This window comes from Neisseria dentiae (assembly GCF_014055005.1).
GTDB lineage: Bacteria > Pseudomonadota > Gammaproteobacteria > Burkholderiales > Neisseriaceae > Neisseria > Neisseria dentiae.
In genome coordinates, this window is sequence record NZ_CP059570.1 from 1184335 (window position 1) to 1200746 (window position 16412).

Annotated in this window: 19 protein-coding genes and 1 pseudogene; 3 read left to right on the top strand and 17 right to left on the bottom strand. The window is 57.9% G+C overall.

Going from position 1 to position 16412, the window contains the following annotated elements:
- Positions 1 to 65: 65 nt before the first annotated feature.
- The 17 genes and pseudogenes from H3L92_RS05565 to H3L92_RS05640 all read right to left on the bottom strand — a co-directional run bounded on the left by H3L92_RS05565 (position 66) and on the right by H3L92_RS05640 (position 13732).
- A complete protein-coding gene (locus H3L92_RS05565) occupies positions 66 to 1319 on the bottom strand; it encodes an ABC transporter permease (RefSeq protein ID WP_085364778.1) in 1254 nt (417 codons plus the stop codon).
- Positions 1316 to 2206 carry an ABC transporter ATP-binding protein gene (locus tag H3L92_RS05570; RefSeq protein WP_085364777.1) on the bottom strand — a complete coding sequence of 297 codons (891 nt, stop codon included), beginning with the start codon at positions 2204 to 2206 and terminating at the stop codon, positions 1316 to 1318. The genes H3L92_RS05565 and H3L92_RS05570 overlap by 4 nt, the downstream gene beginning before the upstream one ends.
- A 4-nt stretch (positions 2207 to 2210) precedes the next feature.
- Complete coding sequence (gene darH / locus H3L92_RS05575; protein ID WP_085364776.1) at positions 2211 to 3206, bottom strand: BtrH-related acyltransferase DarH; 996 nt, start codon at positions 3204 to 3206, stop codon at positions 2211 to 2213.
- A 71-nt stretch (positions 3207 to 3277) separates the two neighbouring features.
- Entirely contained in the window at positions 3278 to 3691 is a 414-nt protein-coding gene (locus tag H3L92_RS05580) for a DarG family dialkylresorcinol biosynthesis protein (protein ID WP_085364775.1), read from the bottom strand.
- A 2-nt stretch (positions 3692 to 3693) separates the two neighbouring features.
- Positions 3694 to 4863 carry a beta-ketoacyl-ACP synthase III gene (locus H3L92_RS05585; protein ID WP_085364774.1) on the bottom strand — a complete coding sequence of 390 codons (1170 nt, stop codon included), beginning with the start codon at positions 4861 to 4863 and terminating at the stop codon, positions 3694 to 3696.
- A 26-nt stretch (positions 4864 to 4889) separates the two neighbouring features.
- Positions 4890 to 5032, bottom strand: a pseudogene (locus tag H3L92_RS13240) (lipoprotein signal peptidase).
- A gap of 5 nt (positions 5033 to 5037) precedes the next feature.
- The gene (locus tag H3L92_RS05590) at positions 5038 to 5949 is read right to left on the bottom strand and encodes a flavodoxin family protein (RefSeq protein ID WP_085364928.1); all 912 of its coding nucleotides are present in this window, start codon (positions 5947 to 5949) and stop codon (positions 5038 to 5040) included.
- A 341-nt stretch (positions 5950 to 6290) separates the two neighbouring features.
- Positions 6291 to 6884 carry a LolA family protein gene (locus H3L92_RS05595; protein WP_085364927.1) on the bottom strand — a complete coding sequence of 198 codons (594 nt, stop codon included), beginning with the start codon at positions 6882 to 6884 and terminating at the stop codon, positions 6291 to 6293.
- A gap of 27 nt (positions 6885 to 6911) precedes the next feature.
- On the bottom strand, positions 6912 to 7349 hold the full coding sequence (locus tag H3L92_RS05600) for an acyl-CoA thioesterase (protein WP_085364773.1): 438 nt from the start codon (positions 7347 to 7349) through the stop codon (positions 6912 to 6914).
- Positions 7342 to 8286 carry a lysophospholipid acyltransferase family protein gene (locus H3L92_RS05605; protein WP_085364772.1) on the bottom strand — a complete coding sequence of 315 codons (945 nt, stop codon included), beginning with the start codon at positions 8284 to 8286 and terminating at the stop codon, positions 7342 to 7344. The genes H3L92_RS05600 and H3L92_RS05605 overlap by 8 nt, the downstream gene beginning before the upstream one ends.
- On the bottom strand, positions 8279 to 9013 hold the full coding sequence (locus tag H3L92_RS05610; RefSeq protein ID WP_085364926.1) for a glycosyltransferase family 2 protein: 735 nt from the start codon (positions 9011 to 9013) through the stop codon (positions 8279 to 8281). The genes H3L92_RS05605 and H3L92_RS05610 overlap by 8 nt, the downstream gene beginning before the upstream one ends.
- Positions 9014 to 9333: 320 nt before the next feature.
- Positions 9334 to 11052 carry an ApeI family dehydratase gene (locus H3L92_RS05615; RefSeq protein WP_245945473.1) on the bottom strand — a complete coding sequence of 573 codons (1719 nt, stop codon included), beginning with the start codon at positions 11050 to 11052 and terminating at the stop codon, positions 9334 to 9336.
- A 42-nt stretch (positions 11053 to 11094) separates the two neighbouring features.
- Positions 11095 to 11634: a COG4648 family protein gene (locus H3L92_RS05620; RefSeq protein WP_085364771.1), complete on the bottom strand. Its 540-nt coding sequence runs from the start codon at positions 11632 to 11634 to the stop codon at positions 11095 to 11097.
- Between the two features lie 73 nt (positions 11635 to 11707).
- A complete protein-coding gene (locus H3L92_RS05625) occupies positions 11708 to 11965 on the bottom strand; it encodes an acyl carrier protein (RefSeq protein WP_085364770.1) in 258 nt (85 codons plus the stop codon).
- Between the two features lie 11 nt (positions 11966 to 11976).
- The gene (locus tag H3L92_RS05630) at positions 11977 to 12234 is read right to left on the bottom strand and encodes a phosphopantetheine-binding protein (protein WP_085364769.1); all 258 of its coding nucleotides are present in this window, start codon (positions 12232 to 12234) and stop codon (positions 11977 to 11979) included.
- The gene (locus tag H3L92_RS05635; RefSeq protein WP_085364768.1) at positions 12231 to 12989 is read right to left on the bottom strand and encodes a lysophospholipid acyltransferase family protein; all 759 of its coding nucleotides are present in this window, start codon (positions 12987 to 12989) and stop codon (positions 12231 to 12233) included. The genes H3L92_RS05630 and H3L92_RS05635 overlap by 4 nt, the downstream gene beginning before the upstream one ends.
- The gene (locus H3L92_RS05640; protein WP_085364767.1) at positions 12986 to 13732 is read right to left on the bottom strand and encodes a beta-ketoacyl synthase chain length factor; all 747 of its coding nucleotides are present in this window, start codon (positions 13730 to 13732) and stop codon (positions 12986 to 12988) included. The genes H3L92_RS05635 and H3L92_RS05640 overlap by 4 nt, the downstream gene beginning before the upstream one ends.
- A 116-nt stretch (positions 13733 to 13848) precedes the next feature.
- On the opposite strand from H3L92_RS05640, the gene H3L92_RS05645 reads away from it, so the two are divergent.
- From H3L92_RS05645 to H3L92_RS05655, 3 genes are read left to right on the top strand one after another with little or no spacing between them, the layout of a single operon-like run.
- Positions 13849 to 14349, top strand: coding sequence for a hotdog family protein (locus H3L92_RS05645; protein WP_085364924.1), 501 nt, complete (start codon positions 13849 to 13851; stop codon positions 14347 to 14349).
- Between the two features lie 51 nt (positions 14350 to 14400).
- The gene (gene fabG / locus H3L92_RS05650; protein WP_085364766.1) at positions 14401 to 15129 is read left to right on the top strand and encodes a 3-oxoacyl-ACP reductase FabG; all 729 of its coding nucleotides are present in this window, start codon (positions 14401 to 14403) and stop codon (positions 15127 to 15129) included.
- Positions 15123 to 16352: a beta-ketoacyl-ACP synthase gene (locus H3L92_RS05655; protein WP_085364765.1), complete on the top strand. Its 1230-nt coding sequence runs from the start codon at positions 15123 to 15125 to the stop codon at positions 16350 to 16352. The genes fabG and H3L92_RS05655 overlap by 7 nt, the downstream gene beginning before the upstream one ends.
- Positions 16353 to 16412: the final 60 nt, after the last annotated feature.

Consider the following 16412-nt stretch of genomic DNA (forward strand, 5'->3'; position numbering starts at 1 on the left):
TGTTTTCCGTTTTTTAGAGCCTGTCTGAAAACATACTGCGCCTGTTTTCAGACGGCCTTTTTAGTTTAAAACCGCACCTGCGTCTGCAACTGCCGCCGATACAGCCACACCGCCAACAGCAGCGTTGCGGCGGCAAACCCCGCCAATAATTGCAGATAAAGCGCGATGCCGGTTAAACCGCTGCGGTTGAGCAGTAGTTCCTGAAAGGCTTTCAGCCCCCACGACATCGGCGAAAACCAGGTAGCCTGCTGCATAACCTCGGGCATCACATGGGCGGGCACCATAATGCCGCCGACGGCCGCCATCAGAATCACGCCGCCGCCGCCCAGCACCACGGCGTGTTCGGTGGATTTCGCCGCCACGCTCACCAACAGCGCATAGCCCAAAGCAGCGGCGCTCACGGCGGCGGAAAGCAGCGCGTAAAGCGGCCAGCTGCCGTTTAACAGCAGCGCCGGCACGCCGATTTCGGGCAACAGGTAGCGGCCGAGCAGCAGCATGCCGGCAAACTGCAACTGGTTAATCAGAAAATAGGGTAGCAGTTTGGCGGCCACCAAGCCCGCCGCACCGGCACGGGCAAGGCGCAGGCGGGTGATGGTGTTGGTCTGCCGCTCCAGCGCCATCACGTTCGATAACGGTATCATAATGAAAAACATACCGAAAATCAGCCAGGCCGGCACACTGTGCTGCACGGCGTTCGGTTTGGCCACCGCCGCGCCCGCCGCGCTCAGATAATGCTCCCGCAGCATGGTCTGCTTCAAAAAGGCCGACACGGCATCGAACTGCCCGGCGTTTTTTTCATCGACTTTTTTCTGAATATCGTCGCGCACCCGTTTAGGCAGCTGCTTATTGTCGATGCTGATGCCACTGTTGTCGTCGAAGTAGGCGTTCAGGCGCGTTTCGGTGTAGTGCTGCCGCAGCACGCCTTTTACCGCCGCCAGCCAGGAAGGCTCGGTATCGGGCGGCACATAAATCTCCAGCGGCAGGCTCTCGGCCAGTTTTCCATCTGCCCGGTTGGGGTTGTGCAGCACCAGCTGGAAACGCTTTTCGTGCAGCCCCTGCTGCGCTTCTTTGAGTTTTTCAGACGGCATCAGGCTCACTGCCATCTGCTCTTTTTGCAGGGCGGCGGCAAAAGCGGTGTTGACGCTGTCGCCCGCTTTGCCCACCAGCGCGATGCGGCTGCCGCTTTGCGGGTCTTCGTCGCGGCTCAACGCCAGCGACATAATCAGCATAAAGGCGATGGGCATCACAAACAACACCGCCAACCCATGCAGATCGCGGCTTAACAGCTTGATTTCTTTCAACAGCGAGGCGGCGATCATGCGGCCTCCCGACGCAAAAAGTCGAGATAAAAGGCTTCCAGCGTGCCGTGCCCCTGTTGGAAATAACGTATCTGCACGCCGCTTTGCTGCAACGCGGCATACACTTCGGCCGCATCGAGTGCGGTTTCCATCATGCCGCGGCCGTCGGCCGGTTGTGCCTGCAATGCGGCCAGCTGCCCAGGCGGCAGCGCGGGGTCGGTGATAAAGCGCACGCGCTGCGTTTGCGAGGCCAAGAGTTCGCCCAAACCGCCCTGATAAACCAACCGCCCCTGCTGCAACAGGGCGATTTTGCTGCAAAGCTGCTCGATTTCGGGCAGATAGTGCGAGGTGTAAACCACGGTAACGCCGCTGCGGGTGAGCGCTTCCACGCTGTCGAGAATAAAGCGGCGCGACTGCGGGTCGATGCCCACGGTGATTTCGTCGAGAAACACCAATTCGGGCGCGTTAATCAGGCCGATGGCGAAATTCAGGCGGCGCTTGAGGCCGCCGGAAAGGTGTTTGGCGGCTTTGTGTTTGTGCGCGGTTAAATCGGTTTGCGCCAGCAAGGCGTTCAGGCGGCCTTTGTCGCGCATTTTGTAGAGCGAGGCGAAAAACAGCAGGTTGTCCCACACGCTCAACTGCGGGTAAAACGCAAAATCCTGCGGCACGAGGCCGATTTTCTGCCGCTCGGCGCGGCTCATGCGCCGCATGGGTTTGCCGTTAAACAGAATATTGCCGCGCTGCACTTCCTGCAAACCGGCCAACAGCGACATCAGCGTGGTTTTGCCCGCGCCGTTGTGGCCGAGCAGCCCCCAGCATTCGCCTTTTCCGATATCTAGCGACACGCCGCTTAACGCATCGGCATCTGCTCCGGGATAGCGGTGGGAGAGTGATTGGATTTGAATCATGGTTTCAGACGGCCTTCAAACTTTTCCACAGCGCTTCTTCTTTATCGGCAATCGTGCGCAAAAAGGCCGCGGTTTCGCGGCAGCCGTTTTCAGACGGCTGTTTGCACTGTTTCACGCACAGGCTGGCGAAGGTGCGCCATTCGTCGCCGATGGCGGTCATTTGTTCGGAGGCCGTCTGAAAGCGCGGTTCGCGGCAGATTTCAGCGGCCTGTTCGAGAAAGTAGGCGTAGATATAGCGGAAGCCCGCGCCGCCGGTGCCAATTTCTTCCTGCATGCGCACCAGATGGCCGAGAAACAGTTTCTGATATTTGGCGGATTGCTTTTCGGGCAGCGATTCGATTTTCGCCGCCACCGTGCGTATGCCTTTCACGCCCACGAAAAACACCGGTGCGAGCATATGCTTGGCGTTTTTGCGCACGGCGGTGCGGATGAGGGCGGGCAGTTCGGCGGCAATGCTTTCAGACGGCCTGTTGCCCGAGAGCGTGTACATCATGCCTTTGGCCGCCAGCGCGCCTTTGGCAAAGCGCGCCCGCTGCAAATCTTCGGCGGCGCAGCGCTGCACGGTTTCAAACACGGGGTCGCTGAGCAGGTAGTCGCCGCCTTCTTTGCCGTACACCACCAGATTGTGGGCATTGAAATGAAAGCGCATATGCGGCGGAAAATAAGGCAGCCAAAACACCGAAGCCTGCAAGCCTGCGGGCTGCCCCGCCGCAATCGCTTCGTCCAGCGCCACCTGCCCCGAATGCTCGTCGGCGAATTTGCGGATATCGAGTTTCAGGCCGAGCGTTTTGCAGGTGTTTTTGATGATGCCGCGCGGCGCAATGCGGTAAGACACCAACGGCATACCGGCGAGCTTGATCAGCGGCATATACACAAAAGTCAGCCCGCGGGCCAACCCGAAAATCAAGGCTTCGTTGAGCGCATGCCCGTGGTAGTTCAACAGGGCGGACATCACGCCGCTTTCGCAATGGGCGGTGTGTTGGTGGGGGAAGTCGTTCATAATATTGGTTAAAGCCTTGAGGCCTGTCTGAAAGCGGAATATTGTTTACCGGTTTTCAGACGGCCTGTTTGTTATTCTTCAATCGGCGAGCCGGCATCGGTGCGCTTGAGTTCGCTTATGCTGATGCGCAGCGCACCGGCGTATTTCTGCAAGGTTTTTTCGGGCAGCTTGGCGAATATTTCGGGGCGCAGGTGGCGGCGCAGCTGCCATTTCCATACGCCGGCGGCCATTGCCAGGCTGGTTTCGTCGTGGCGGAAGCGGAACATATGGTAATACAGCGGCGAATAAGCGCCGGCTGCCACGGCTTCGCGGGCGGCGCGGGTTTGCCCGTCCAGCTCAGCCACGGCCATTTCGGTGGCGTAGAATTCGTCTTGCCAGCCGGTGCTGGTGGCGGCTTCGTAATGCCCGTCGCGCGTGCCGTAGATGATTTTTCGCTGCCCGTGGTAAGACTTGCTGTTGTCTTGCGGAATGTCTTTTACGTCCATTTTCAGACGGCCTCTACTGCTTCCAAAAGCATAAAACAGGTGGAAAAGCGCCCGCTCTCGGGAATGTAGCATAAGATTTTCTGGCCGTTTTCCAACTTAAACGTGCGCATAAACTCTTCTAAAATAATATAAATCGATGCCGAACCGGTGTTGCCTTTGCTGGCCAGGTTGGTAAACCATTTTTCCTGCCCGATGCCGAAACCGATGTTTTCCAGCCCGGCAGCCAGCTTGTCGCGGAAAAAGCCCGACGAATAATGCGGCAGAAACCAGTCGATATCCTCTGCTTTCAAGCTGTGTTTGGCGGCGATTTGCGCAAGCGGTTTTTCCACCGTGTAGCGGATAATGTTTTCGTTGAGCAGCTTCACGTCCTGCTTCACCGCCATCAGGCTGTGCCGGCGGCAATAATCGCTATCAAACGTTTTCCAGCCCTTAAAGAGGCCGTCTGAAATTTCGGCGCCGGCATACATGCAGGCAGGCATTTCGTGGGCGTAGGAAAGCAGCTCGATCCAATGGATTTTCAAACTTATGCCGGTTTCGTTGGGGCGGCTGCTCAAATGCACCGCGCCGGCGCCGTCGGAAAGCATCCAGCGCAAAAAGTCTTTTTCAAAACCGATTTCGGGTTTGGCATCGGCCAGCTTTTGATAGTCGGTTTCGCTTTGGAATACTTCGCCGCGCATAATGGCCGAAGCGGCTTCGGAAGCGGCGGCCACGGCATGGGCGTGTTCGCCGGTGCGCACGGCATGGTAGGCGTGTTTCATCGCCGCCATGCCCGCCACGCACACGCCCGCCGCGCTCACCACCTCGCAGGCGCCCGTTTCGGGCAGCAGGCCGTGCACCATCACGCCGTGGCCGGGCATGGTTTGGTCGGGGTAAGAGGTGGCGCAGGCCAAACTGCCTACCCGGGCGGGATCGGTGCCTTGCGCAAAGAGTTGTTTCACCGCCTCCGCCGCCAGCTCGGCGCAACTGTGCGTGGCTTCGCGTGTAACCGGGTCGATGGCGTAATGGCGCGTTTCGATGGCGTTGGAACGCAAAATCATTTTGCGCACGCGCGAAGGCAGCCCGCCGGCCATACCGAGCACGGCTTCCATCTCGTCGTTGCCCACCGCCGCATTGGGCAGAAAGGCAGCGGCACGGTTGATATAAACGTTTCGCAGTGTGTGGTTTGGATTCATATTTTATCTTTAAAATCAATAGGGTTTCAGACGGCCAGAGACCTTTGCAAAAGAGTCAGATGTGGATGCAGTTCAAGGCGTAGCAGCGCAGCGAGCGCAGACATAACTTGAAGTTAGGCAAGCGAGCAGCACACAACGCAGAAATGCGCCGCAGATGGCTTTTTTGCAAAGGTTTCATTCTCCCGAAGGCAAGTTGTAATACCGTTTCTGCCTGCCCAACCAGCCGCGCAGCCACGGTTTGAGCAATTGTTTGACAACGGCGCTCACGGGTATCACGGTTAAAATCAGCGTAATCAGAAAAACGATATAAAACGCCAGCAGTGCGCGGCGCAGCAGCGGCGACACCCGCCCGGCCGCCATCAGCAGTTTGCCCCACAGATAAAAACTGCGGCCGGCCGCTTTTTCGCTGAAAATCAGTTTTTCGTTTACCCTGGCGGCACCCATATTCTGAAACACGGTTTCGTCTAAGGCCCGGCCCGAAACCAGCGCATCGCGCAGCTTGGCTCCGAAACGCGCGCCATCGGCCAATTCTTCGGGGGCAATGCCCGCCGCCGGCAGCGCGCGGAAATATTGTTTGTTGCCCGTTAACAGCCACGCGGGCGTGGTGATAAAGCTGGCCGCGCTGTTACAGGCATCGATTTTCACAATATTGCCGATTAGTTTGGCGCCGTTTTGCGCCAGCAGGGTTTTCATTTTTTCCTGCGCCGTCAGCCACATATTGCGGCAGCCGATTAAGGTGGCCACGGGTTTGCCGTCCAACAGCTTTTTCGTTTCGGCACGCTGCAAAAAGGCGGTAACCGGCTGCGCGGGCGACAGAAACCACACGGTATAGGCCACCACCACCACATCGTAATCTTCACCGGGAATGTCCGGCGCTTCGATCGGCTCGGGCTGCAAGTGCACGGTTTCGGGAAAGGTGTTGAAAAACCGCCAAAACGGCCACGGAAACGGATAAGGCCGCTGCGGCCGGAGATTGACGCAGTCCAAACGGATGCCCGCGCTTTGCCGCAACGGTTCGGCAAAAGATTGCGCCAAGCGGCCCAGTTGGCCGGTTTGCGAATAATACACCAGCAAAACTTTTTTCACGTCGGCTTCCATCTCAACTTTTTCAGGTATTTTCTTAGCGTGTAGTCAGAAAGCTTGCGAAGCGGTTGTTTGAGGGAAAATCCGCAGATGCAAGGCAAAAAGCACAGCAAGATTGGACATCTTGCGAGCATTTTTAACGCAGCAGTTGCGGGTTTTAACCAAAAACACCGCCGCAACGCTTTCTGACTACACGCTCTAAAATTTAGAAACTTATTTTAACCGAATTAACGCAATCATGCCGTCTGAAAAACTATTTTTTCAGACGGCATCCGACAATGGCAAAACAACATTTTCACATTTCAATAATCAGAAAAACTAACGGCGCGGTGTTGCCGACCGCTTCACAGCGCCTGCTTGGCAAACGCATCCAACTCTTGGCCTGTTTGAACCTGGTTGAAGCGCATCACGGTGCGGTCGCCCTGTTTTTCGCTCAATTCGATGCGGCGCACCACGCTGTCGCCGCTGATGTCGATGTGGTTGAAAATCTGCTTCATCAGCGCGGTTTTCGGGTTCAGGCGCAGCGTCCATTTTTGCTGGCTGCCGGAGAGCTGCAAGTCAAACTGCTTTTCCAAGCCCTGCGTATTGCCGCCGAGCAGGTCGAGAAACAGGCTGATTTGGCGGTTTTGGCCGCTCATTTTGCTCTGGTTGGGTTGAACCCAGCTTTTGCCGTTCCACTGCATAATGCCGTCGGCACGCACGCGCAGGCGGTTGTCGAACGGTTTCTGCATATGCCACAACAGCCCTTTTTTGGGCACCAGCACGAATTGGCCGGTGGTGGTCATCGGCTTGGTAAGCGATTTCAGATGGCGCTCCTGAGTAAACGCACCCTGCACGTTGGCGGGTTTTTGCAGGGTTTGCGACAACTCGGCGGTGGAAAACGCCCACAAAAGCGGGCTGGTAAGCGTGAGTGCTGCGGCAAGCAGCCATTTTTTGATCATCATGTGTATCTTTCCGTTGGTTTTTCAGACGGCCTCAAACGTGGGATGGCGTTGCACGGCGGAGAGCCAGCTTTCCGGCGTTTGAAACTGCATTTCGCCGTTTTCGAGCGACACCGCCACTTGGGTGGTGGAGGCTTTGGTGAGTTTCGCGCCGCTTTCGCTGTCGGAAATGGTGTAGTCGATACGCAGGCAGCTTTCGATTTCCACCACCGCCGCTTCCACGCGGATATGCTGGCCGAAGCGCGCGGGTTTCACATATTTCAGGTTCATCTGCACCACCGGCCAGCTGAAACCCTGCCTGCCCATTTCGTTGTAGTCGTAGCCGATGGCGCTCAAGAAGGCGCAGCGCGCCACTTCGAGGTATTTCACATAATGGCCGTGCCACACGATGTACATCGCGTCAACATCGAAAAAAGGCACTTCCAATTCTATACTGTGGCGGCAATAAATATGTTTAGCCATTGTTTGCGTCGTTCCAAAAATCGTAAAAATTAAACCATTGCAGCGGGTTTCGCGCACATTCCTGCGCCAAAACATCGGCAAAACGCTGTGCGGCGGCGGCCACGGCGGCGTTGCGCCCGCCCCGCTTCCAGTCGGTTGCGTCTAAAAAACGGCCCAGTTTCAGATGGTAGCGGCCGTTTTGCTTGATGCAGAACAGCGTGTGCACGCGGGTTTTCAGCAGCCCCGCCAAAAGCCAGGCACCCTGCGGCATATCGGCGGGGCTGCCGAGAAAGGATACCGGCACGGTTTTTTCGCCGCGCACCGGCACGCGGTCGGCGGCCACCGCCAGCCATTCGCCCGCATCGATGCGGCGGTGCAACTCCATCATCAGCGCCGCGTCCAAATCGGTTACCTGTATCGTCTGGATACGGTCGGCACCGGCTTTTTGCAGCGCTTCGTTAAAGGCTTCGGCATGGCGGCTGTGCACCAGCACGTTGAGCTTGAAACCCTGATGGTGCGACACCAGCGCGCGGCACACTTCCACATTGCCTACGTGCGAGCAAACGAAAATCTGCCCGCGCAGGCTGCGGTCGCCCACCAGCGCATACACGTCGTCCGGGTCTTCCAATACCAAATCTTCGTAGCGGATTTTGCGCTGCCACACGGCGAAGCGGTCGCACACCGCCCCGCCGAACGCCACAAACTGTTGGAACACGGGCAGCCGCTGCGGCAGCACGGCATCGGGAAAGGCCGTCTGAAGCCTTGCCTGATAGCGCGCGATATTGCGCCGCTGCTTGGGCGCAGTGGCGTAAAAATACAGCACCACAAACCAGATGCACGGGTTCATCAGCCACGCGGGCAGATGGCGTACCATCAGCGTGGTGATGCCCAAAAACAAACGGTTGCCGCGTTCGTTTTGCGCCGCCCAGTGTTCGGAATCGGAAGTCGGTTTATTCATGGTTTTCAGACGGCCTTTTGCCGAAAGTGCGCCGCCACACCATTTCGCAAAACAGGCGGGCATGCATTTTGCTGATTAACACATTGTCTTCAAAAGCGCGGAAATGCGACACGCCGCCCTCGGCGTATTGCACCGGCGTTTTCACCCACACCGGTTTCACCCCGCGCCAATAGAGGCGGATTAAGATTTCGGTGTCGAAATCCATGCGCTCGCCCACATGCTCTTCGCGCACCACGGCCAGCGCGACGGCGAGCGGATAGAGGCGGAAACCGCACATGCCGTCTTTGATGTCGGTTGACCAAGTGTGCACCATATTCCAAAAATCGGTGATTTTGCGGCCGTAAAGCCGTGCTTTGGGCGCATCGGCGCCGTATTGCGGCCAGCCGCACACCACCGCTTCGGGGTTTTGCGCGGCGGCGGCCAGCAGCTTGGCGGTGTCGTCCAAACAATGCTGCGCATCGGCATCCACCTGCAACACATGGGTGTAGCCGTGTTGTTCGGCATAAGCCAAACCGTCTTTCACCGCCGCACCCTTGCCGCCGTTGGCCGCGCGGTACAGCACCGCCACGCCTTGCCGCCGCGCTGTTTCTTCCAACACCGGCTTGCAGTCCGCACGCGAACCGTCGTCAACGATCAATACGTCCAAACCGAAAGCGCGCACCGCTTCGGCCACCCGGACGATGGTGGCCGGGTGGTTGTAGTGGGGGATAAGCGCCAGGGTTTTTATATCCATTTTTTGTTTATCTACAATGCCTGTCTGAAAAATACATTATTTATAGGGTTATGAGAAAGGCTTACCGACAGTCGGAAACGGCATGATCAAAACAGCTACCGTTTTGCCCTCTCCCCAACCCTCCCCCACAGTTTCCGTAGGTCGGGCATTTATGCCCGACTTTTGCTTGACTGCGGGTTGTGTCGGGCATAAATGCCCGACCTACTGCGCTTGCTCGATAATCGGAAACGGTATGATCAAAACAGCTACCGTTTTGCCCTCTCCCCAACCCTCCCCCACAAGGGAGAGAGTAGATTTGCAGAACATTATATTGTTCAGACGGCCTCAAACGCCCCAAACACAATCCGCCCCGAAGCGCATGCCGCTTCGCCGTTTTCCAGCTTAAACGTCAGTTTGCCTTTTTCGGCATCGTATTTCAGCTCGGCAGACACGGTGTCGTTCGGGCGCACGAACTGCTGGTATTTCAGGTTTTCCACGCGCACGATGCTGCGGCGGCCCCAGTCGAAGCGCGCGGCCAAATCACGCACCCACTGCAATTCGATTACGCCGGGCACCAGCGGAAAATTGGCGAAGTGGCCGCCGAAATACGCCAAATCTAGCGGCACGCGGCCTTCGAAGCAGTAAACAGCGGGGTTTTCAGACAGGCATTCCCGCCATTCGGGCGCGGTTTGCGCCTGCGTGAAGGCCGTCTGAAAATCGGCGGCGGTGATTTTCGATTGTGCGTTGCGCGGCAGCTCTGCGGCAAACCGCCAGTAGCGCGGCAGGGCAACGGTGTCCTGTGTGGCGGCCAAGTGCGTTTTCAGCGCGGCGGCCACCTGTGCCCGGCCCTTGTCCCGCAAGGCTTCGATGCCTGCGGCATTCAGCGCCGCCCACACGGCCACCCGCTTATGCTGCGGGTGCGGGGCGCAGAAAGCATCGGCCACCCATTCGTGGGCGAGCAGGTCGTGTTCGATTTGGTTGAGCGACACGCGTTTGTCTTCGAATTTGATGATGCGGTCGCGGCGGCCGAGCAATAAAAAGCCCTCCGCCTGCGGCTCGATTAAATCGGCGGTTTGGAAGCGGCCCGCCGTCCACGGCGATTCAGCCCACAAGGCGCCTTCTTCGCTTTGGCCGACGGCAACGGCGGCAAACGGCTGCCATGCCCGCCCCAACCGGCGCGAGGCGATCACGCCGGTTTCGGTGCTGCCGTAGATTTCAAAAGGCCGCACGGCGTGTTGTTCCAACAAATCGGCAGTGGCTTCGGGCAGCACGCCGCCGGCCGACACGATGCCCGCCACTCTGCCCTGCAAGGCCTGCCAGTTGCGCGCTTCGCCCAAACGGTTCAGCACCGCCGGGCTGGCAATCCACAGCGTTTTTTCATAAGCAGCGGCCGCGGCCAGCAGGGTTTCGGGATACACATTCTGCGGCCTATCGAGCGTCCAGCCCATCGTGAGCGGCAGCGCGAAACGGAAAGTGAAGCCATACATATGCTGCGGGCTGACGCTGCCGACAACAACGGGGTTTTCGCACGCAAACGGCACGGCCTCGGCCAGCGCAACCGCCTCGGCCTCCATCTGCGCGGCGGTTTTCACCATAATCTGCGCTTCTCCGCTGGAGCCGGATGTTTTCAGACAGGCTTCCGAATCTGCGGCAATCTGCCAATCGGCCGGCGTTCCGGTTTCGGGCGGCACGGCTTCCAACAAGGTGCGGATATCCCAAACCTGGTTTCCGAGGCCGTCTGAAAACGCTTTTTCATGCGGCGCATCGGTCAGCCAAACGTCTGCCTTACCGCCCCATTGTGCGTTTTCCCGCGCCAGATTCGGCGGCAGCAACACCCGCGCCCCCGCGTGCCATGCGGCCAGCACCGCGCAGGCGAACAGCGCGGCGTCTTCAAACCACAACGCGGCGGTTTGCACGTTGTGCGCTTTCAGACGGCCTGAAAGATGGAAAACGGCACGCTGAAAATAAGCGCGCGTCCAATCGGGGTTAGCGGCAATTAAAACGTGTTGCGACAGGTTTGGGGATAGGGTTTGGGTGAGTGGGGATTTCATCATTTAAATTTTCGTTATTGGGTAATGTGTTTTTTTCAGACGGCCTCAAACTTTCAACACCGTTTTCCGATACACCCATTCCCCCGCAAATAATGCGCCCATCAAAACATACGAGATGATTCCGGTATAAAGCGCCCACCAGTCGTGTTTGCCCGACCATGCCAACAGCGCAGCGGCGGCGGCGTTGAAAATGAAAAATCCGCACCAGATTCGGGTAACGCGGCGGGTGTGGCGCACGCCTTCGGGCGGCAGGTTCGGGTGTTGCAGGCGGGCGAGGCGTTCGATCAGGGTTTGTTCGGCAAACAGGCTCGCGCCGAACACGGCGAGCATCAGCAGGGAAACGGCAACGGGATACCAATACATCGAATCAGGCCGTCTGAAAACGATAACGGCGGCGAAAAAGGCAGCCAACAGCAGCGAAACGGCACGCTGGGCGCGGGTTTTCTGCACGGCGGCACGTATCAGCCACAGGCCGCACATGGCGGCGGCCAGCCATAAAAAGATACCGTTGTCGCGGCCGCAATACCACAACAACGGGTAGAAAATGCTGATAAGCGCCAAAAAAATCCGGCCGGAGGTTTTCATTTTCAGACGGCCTTATAAAAAGGCAGGAATCAGGCCGTCTGAAAATGCAGGCAGGTTCAAACGGCCGCGGGTGTTACTGTTGTGCCGAACCTGCGTCTTTGCGCAGCACGGCCTGCACCACGTCTTCAACGGTGCGCACGCTGCGGAAATCTTCTGCTTGCAGCTTGCGGCCGGTTTCGCGCTTGATGTGGTCGATTAAATCGATGGCGTCGATGCTGTCGATTTCCAAATCTTCATAAAGATTGGTTTCGGGCATGATGCGCTCGGATTCGATTTCAAACAGGTTGACAAGGGCATCGGTGAGGATGGTGCGGATTTCTTGTTCGGTCATTGCCGGCTCCTTCACACTTGGCGGCTGCGGATAAAGTCGGCCAAGGTTTGCACGCTGGCGAAATGGTCGCGCAGATTGTCTTTTTCGCCGTCGAGCTGGAAACCGAAAGTTTTCTGAACGGCCAGGCCAAGCTCCAAGGCATCTACCGAATCCAGACCCAAGCCTTCGTCGCCAAACAGGGGGGCATCGGTTTCGATGTCGTCGGCGGTGATGTCTTCCAAGCCTAAGCTGTCGATAATCATTTGTTTTATTTGGGTTTCTAAAGTCATGTCGTTTCTCGCATAAAATAATCTTGTAAATAAGCGTTTAACCGCCGTGCGGCGATGGGCAGCGGTTTTTCGGCCAGCCACTCCTGCGGGTTGATGTCGTCGCCTACCGTGATTTCGTAATGAATGGTACGGGGTGGGATTTTATACCACGGCTGGCTTTTTTTAAAATTGGGCGGATTCATTTTGATACACACGGGGGTAATGGTGTCGGCACTACGCAACCCGATGGAAACGGCGCCGCGGTGTAACTTGATCTGGCCGTCCCAGCCCGTGCGCGTACCCTCCGGGAAAATCAGCAGGCTCTGGCCGCTTTTCAATACTGCGTCAACCTCTTCCATCATTTCCAGCGATTCGTCGTTGGGAATATAACCCGTAGCGAGAATCTGGCTTTTCATGGCCGGGTTGCCCAATAAATCTTTTTTCACGATGCAGTTGATTTCGGGCACATGGCTGACCAGCAGCACCACATCCAGCAGAGAGGGGTGGTTGGCCAACACCAGTTGCCCCGGCCTGCCGAGTTTTTCCAAGCCGTTGAAGTTCACGCTCAACACGCGCGACCACGTTAGATAACCGACAAACCATTTCCAAACGCCGCCGATCAGCCGCCGCGCCTGCATTTGGCGGGGTATGTCGTTGCGCGTGCTTTTCAAGGTGTAGGGCAGCAACACGATTTTAAACAGCACGCCCACCACGCCGAACAGCACAAACCCGAACAGCGTGGCGAAAAAACGGCGGTAATAATCTAATGTTTTCATGAGGTTTTCTGCCACAGCCAGCGGCGTGTTCCGAAATGCCTGGTTTCTTGCGTGCTGTTTGAAAGCATAAAGCGTATCCAGTCTAATGCGCCCCAATACGGCATGCTGCCGGCTTCAGGCGTGTTGTCGGAAAAAAGCGACAGCGTGTATTGCCTTCCGGGCTGCACCACCATAGCCAGCGCATAAGTCATGGGCGCCCGCTCGGCGGTTACGGCGTATTCTTCGAGCAGCGGGTCGTCGGCCAACACCACTAAAACCTGCTCCCTACCTTCTTGCAGCAGGGCGCAGGCTTCGGCCAGCGCGGTTTCCAAGCCGTCGCCGCCTGTTGCCAGCGCGGTGCTTTCGGCCATATCCTTGCGCAGCATAGACCACTGCCCCGCTTGGGCGTTATGCACCGACAAACCGAACGACGTGGGCGATACGGTTTGGGTTTTCATCAATTCCAGCCACAATTCGAAACTGCGGTTCAATTCGCCGTCGTGCGAAGCGAACACCAGCGGGGCGGCCGGGTATTGTTCGGCCAGATTCCATGCCGCATCGCACACCAAGCGCGCGGCCTTGCCCAAACGCCGGCGCTGCATAGCAGGCAAAAAAGCCAGCTCGGGTTTATAATCGGGCAGGCCGTCTGAAAAAGAAGCGTCTGCCGCCCACTGCCGCCAGGCATCCAAACCCGCCACACGGTCCGACGAAGCCTGCCATGCGGCGATATCGAAAGAAAAACGGCAGTGTTCGGTGAGGCTCATCACGATTTCCGACAAATAAAATTCCGCCCATTTTAACCTAAGGGATTACCAAAAAACAGCAATGCAATATAATCGGCTTTATCCAGTCCTGAAATGATGTTGTCTTAAATATGCTTATGAATGTGCCCCTCACCTGCCCCATTACCGCCGTCGCCCCACTGTTGCCGCACAGCGGCCGCATGGTGCTGCTCGACAGCATCACCGATTACGGCGAACAACACTTAACCGCAACCGCCACGGTAGGCCCGGATCATATCCTGCTGCAAAACAACCGCCTGCCCTGCTTTTTGGGCATGGAAATCATGGCGCAAGGCATAGGCGCGCTAACCGGCTGCCACGCCCGTAACGCCGGCAGGCCGGTTAGGCTGGGCTTTCTGTTGGGCACGCGCAAGTTGGATTTGTTTGCCGACAGCATTCCCGTACACACCCGGCTGCTGGTCAAAGTGCGGGAATCGGTGATGGATGCCACCGGCTTCGGCGTGTTCGACTGCTCGCTCTACTGGACCGACGCACCCGAAAACGAAAAACACACGCTGCCGGCCGACGGGCTGCTGGCGCAGGCTTCGCTGAACGTTTACAGCCCGCATCAAAATAATCAAGACAATCAGGCCGTCTGAAAACGGTTGCACTTTTTTCAGACGGCCTCAAACACAACCGAAAGAAAACGCATGAACGAAACCATTCTGATAACCGGCTCCAACCGCGGCATAGGCAAAGCCATCGCGCTGGCGCTGGCGGCCGACGGCTACGATATCGTTGTACATTGCCGCAGCCGCCGCAGCGAAGCCGAAACCGTGGCCGAAGCCGTCCGCCAACAGGGCAGGCAGGCGCGCGTGTTGCAGTTCGACATCGCCGACCGCGCCGCCTGCCGCGAAGTATTGGCCGCCGACATCGAACGGCACGGTGCCTATTACGGCGTGGTACTCAACGCCGGCCTCACCCGCGACAACGCCTTCCCCGCCTTTGAAGACGACGATTGGGACACCGTGTTGCGCACCAACCTCGACGGCTTTTATAACGTACTGCATCCGGTGGTGATGCCGATGATACGCCGCCGCAAAGCCGGCCGCATCGTGTGTATGGCATCGGTTTCCGGCCTGACCGGCAACCGCGGCCAAGTGAATTACAGCGCCTCGAAGGCCGGCCTTATCGGCGCGGCCAAAGCGCTGGCGGTGGAGCTTGCCAAGCGTAAAATCACCGTCAACTGCGTGGCGCCCGGCCTGATCGGCACCGAAATCGTTGACGGCAACGTGCCGGTAGAAGAAATTTTAAAAGCCACGCCCGCCGCCCGCATGGGCACGCCCGAAGAAGTGGCGCACGCGGTACGGTTTCTGATGGACGAAAAAGCCGCCTATATCACGCGGCAGGTGATTGCGGTGAACGGAGGTTTGTGTTGAGACGGGTAGTGGTAACAGGCATAGGAGCCGTCACCGCCTTCGGGCGCGATTGGGAAAGCGTCCGTTCAGGCTTCGAGCGCGGCCGCAATGCCGTAAAAATCATGGATTGGGCGGAACAGTTTCCCGAACTGGAAGCACGGCTGGGCGCGCCGGTAGAAAGCTACCGCGCCCCCGAACATTGGACGCGCAAACAACTGCGCGGCATGGGCCGCGGCACCCAAATGGCCGTCGATGCAGCCGAACAGGCGCTGGCCGATGCCGGCTTGTTGGGCGACGGGCGCATCCAAGACGGCCGCATGGGCGTTGCCGCCGGCTCGTCGGTAGGCAGCACCAAAGACGTGGGCGTGATGGGCGATTTGGTGTTGCACGGCAACTCGCGCAACTTCAACGCCAACACCTATGTGCGCATGATGCCGCACACCATCGCCGCCAATATCGGCATCTTTTTCGGCCTCACCGGCCGCATCATCCCCACCTCCAGCGCCTGCTCTTCGGGCAGCCAAGGCATAGGCTACGCTTATGAAGCCATCAAATACGGCCTGATCGATATGATGCTGGGCGGCGGCAGCGAAGAATTCTGCCCCTCTGAAGTCTATGTGTTCGACTCGCTCTATGCCGCCAGCCGCCGCAACAACGAACCCGAACTGACCCCGCGCCCTTACGACACCGCCCGCGACGGCTTGGTTATCGGCGAAGGGGCAGGCATGTTGGTATTGGAAGAGCTGCAACACGCCCTTGCGCGCGGTGCCGAAATCTACGCCGAAATCGTCGGCTACGGTGCCAACAGCGACGGTGCCCACATCACCCAACCGCAACAAGCCACCATGCAGCGCTGTATGGAAATGGCGCTCAAAGACGCAAACATCACGCCCGACCAAGTCGGCTACGTCAACGGCCACGGCACCGCCACCGAAAAGGGCGACATCGCCGAAACCCAAGCCACCGCCGCCTTGTTCGGCCAAATCCCGCTCAGTTCGCAAAAAAGCTACTTCGGCCACACCCTCGGCGCCTGCGGCGCACTCGAATCATGGTTTTCCATCGAAATGATGAACAGTGGCTGGTTCGCCCCCACCGTCAACCTCGACAACATCGACCCGTTATGCGGCGGTGTGGACTACATCCGCGGCGAAGGGCGCGAAATCCGCACCGATTATGTGGTCAACAACAACTTCGCTTTCGGCGGCGTGAACACTTCGCTGGTGTTCAAACGCTGGCGCGGCTGATTGTTATACAAAGGTTGCAGGCCGTCTGAAAAATTATTTCAGACGGCCTTCAGGGTATTT

Excerpts from the sequence above, each read along its gene's own strand:
- H3L92_RS05565 (WP_085364778.1), bottom strand. The coding sequence starts at position 1,319 with ATGATCGCCGCCTCGCTGTTGAAAGAAATCAAGCTGTTAAGCCGCGAT.
- H3L92_RS05570 (WP_085364777.1), bottom strand. The coding sequence starts at position 2,206 with ATGATTCAAATCCAATCACTCTCCCACCGCTATCCCGGAGCAGATGCC.
- darH (WP_085364776.1), bottom strand. The coding sequence starts at position 3,206 with ATGAACGACTTCCCCCACCAACACACCGCCCATTGCGAAAGCGGCGTG.
- H3L92_RS05580 (WP_085364775.1), bottom strand. The coding sequence starts at position 3,691 with ATGGACGTAAAAGACATTCCGCAAGACAACAGCAAGTCTTACCACGGG.
- H3L92_RS05585 (WP_085364774.1), bottom strand. The coding sequence starts at position 4,863 with ATGAATCCAAACCACACACTGCGAAACGTTTATATCAACCGTGCCGCT.
- H3L92_RS05600 (WP_085364773.1), bottom strand. The coding sequence starts at position 7,349 with ATGGCTAAACATATTTATTGCCGCCACAGTATAGAATTGGAAGTGCCT.
- H3L92_RS05605 (WP_085364772.1), bottom strand. The coding sequence starts at position 8,286 with ATGAATAAACCGACTTCCGATTCCGAACACTGGGCGGCGCAAAACGAA.
- H3L92_RS05615 (WP_245945473.1), bottom strand. The coding sequence starts at position 11,052 with ATGATGAAATCCCCACTCACCCAAACCCTATCCCCAAACCTGTCGCAA.
- H3L92_RS05620 (WP_085364771.1), bottom strand. The coding sequence starts at position 11,634 with ATGAAAACCTCCGGCCGGATTTTTTTGGCGCTTATCAGCATTTTCTAC.
- H3L92_RS05625 (WP_085364770.1), bottom strand. The coding sequence starts at position 11,965 with ATGACCGAACAAGAAATCCGCACCATCCTCACCGATGCCCTTGTCAAC.
- H3L92_RS05630 (WP_085364769.1), bottom strand. The coding sequence starts at position 12,234 with ATGACTTTAGAAACCCAAATAAAACAAATGATTATCGACAGCTTAGGC.
- H3L92_RS05635 (WP_085364768.1), bottom strand. The coding sequence starts at position 12,989 with ATGAAAACATTAGATTATTACCGCCGTTTTTTCGCCACGCTGTTCGGG.
- H3L92_RS05640 (WP_085364767.1), bottom strand. The coding sequence starts at position 13,732 with ATGAGCCTCACCGAACACTGCCGTTTTTCTTTCGATATCGCCGCATGG.
- H3L92_RS05645 (WP_085364924.1), top strand. The coding sequence starts at position 13,849 with ATGAATGTGCCCCTCACCTGCCCCATTACCGCCGTCGCCCCACTGTTG.
- fabG (WP_085364766.1), top strand. The coding sequence starts at position 14,401 with ATGAACGAAACCATTCTGATAACCGGCTCCAACCGCGGCATAGGCAAA.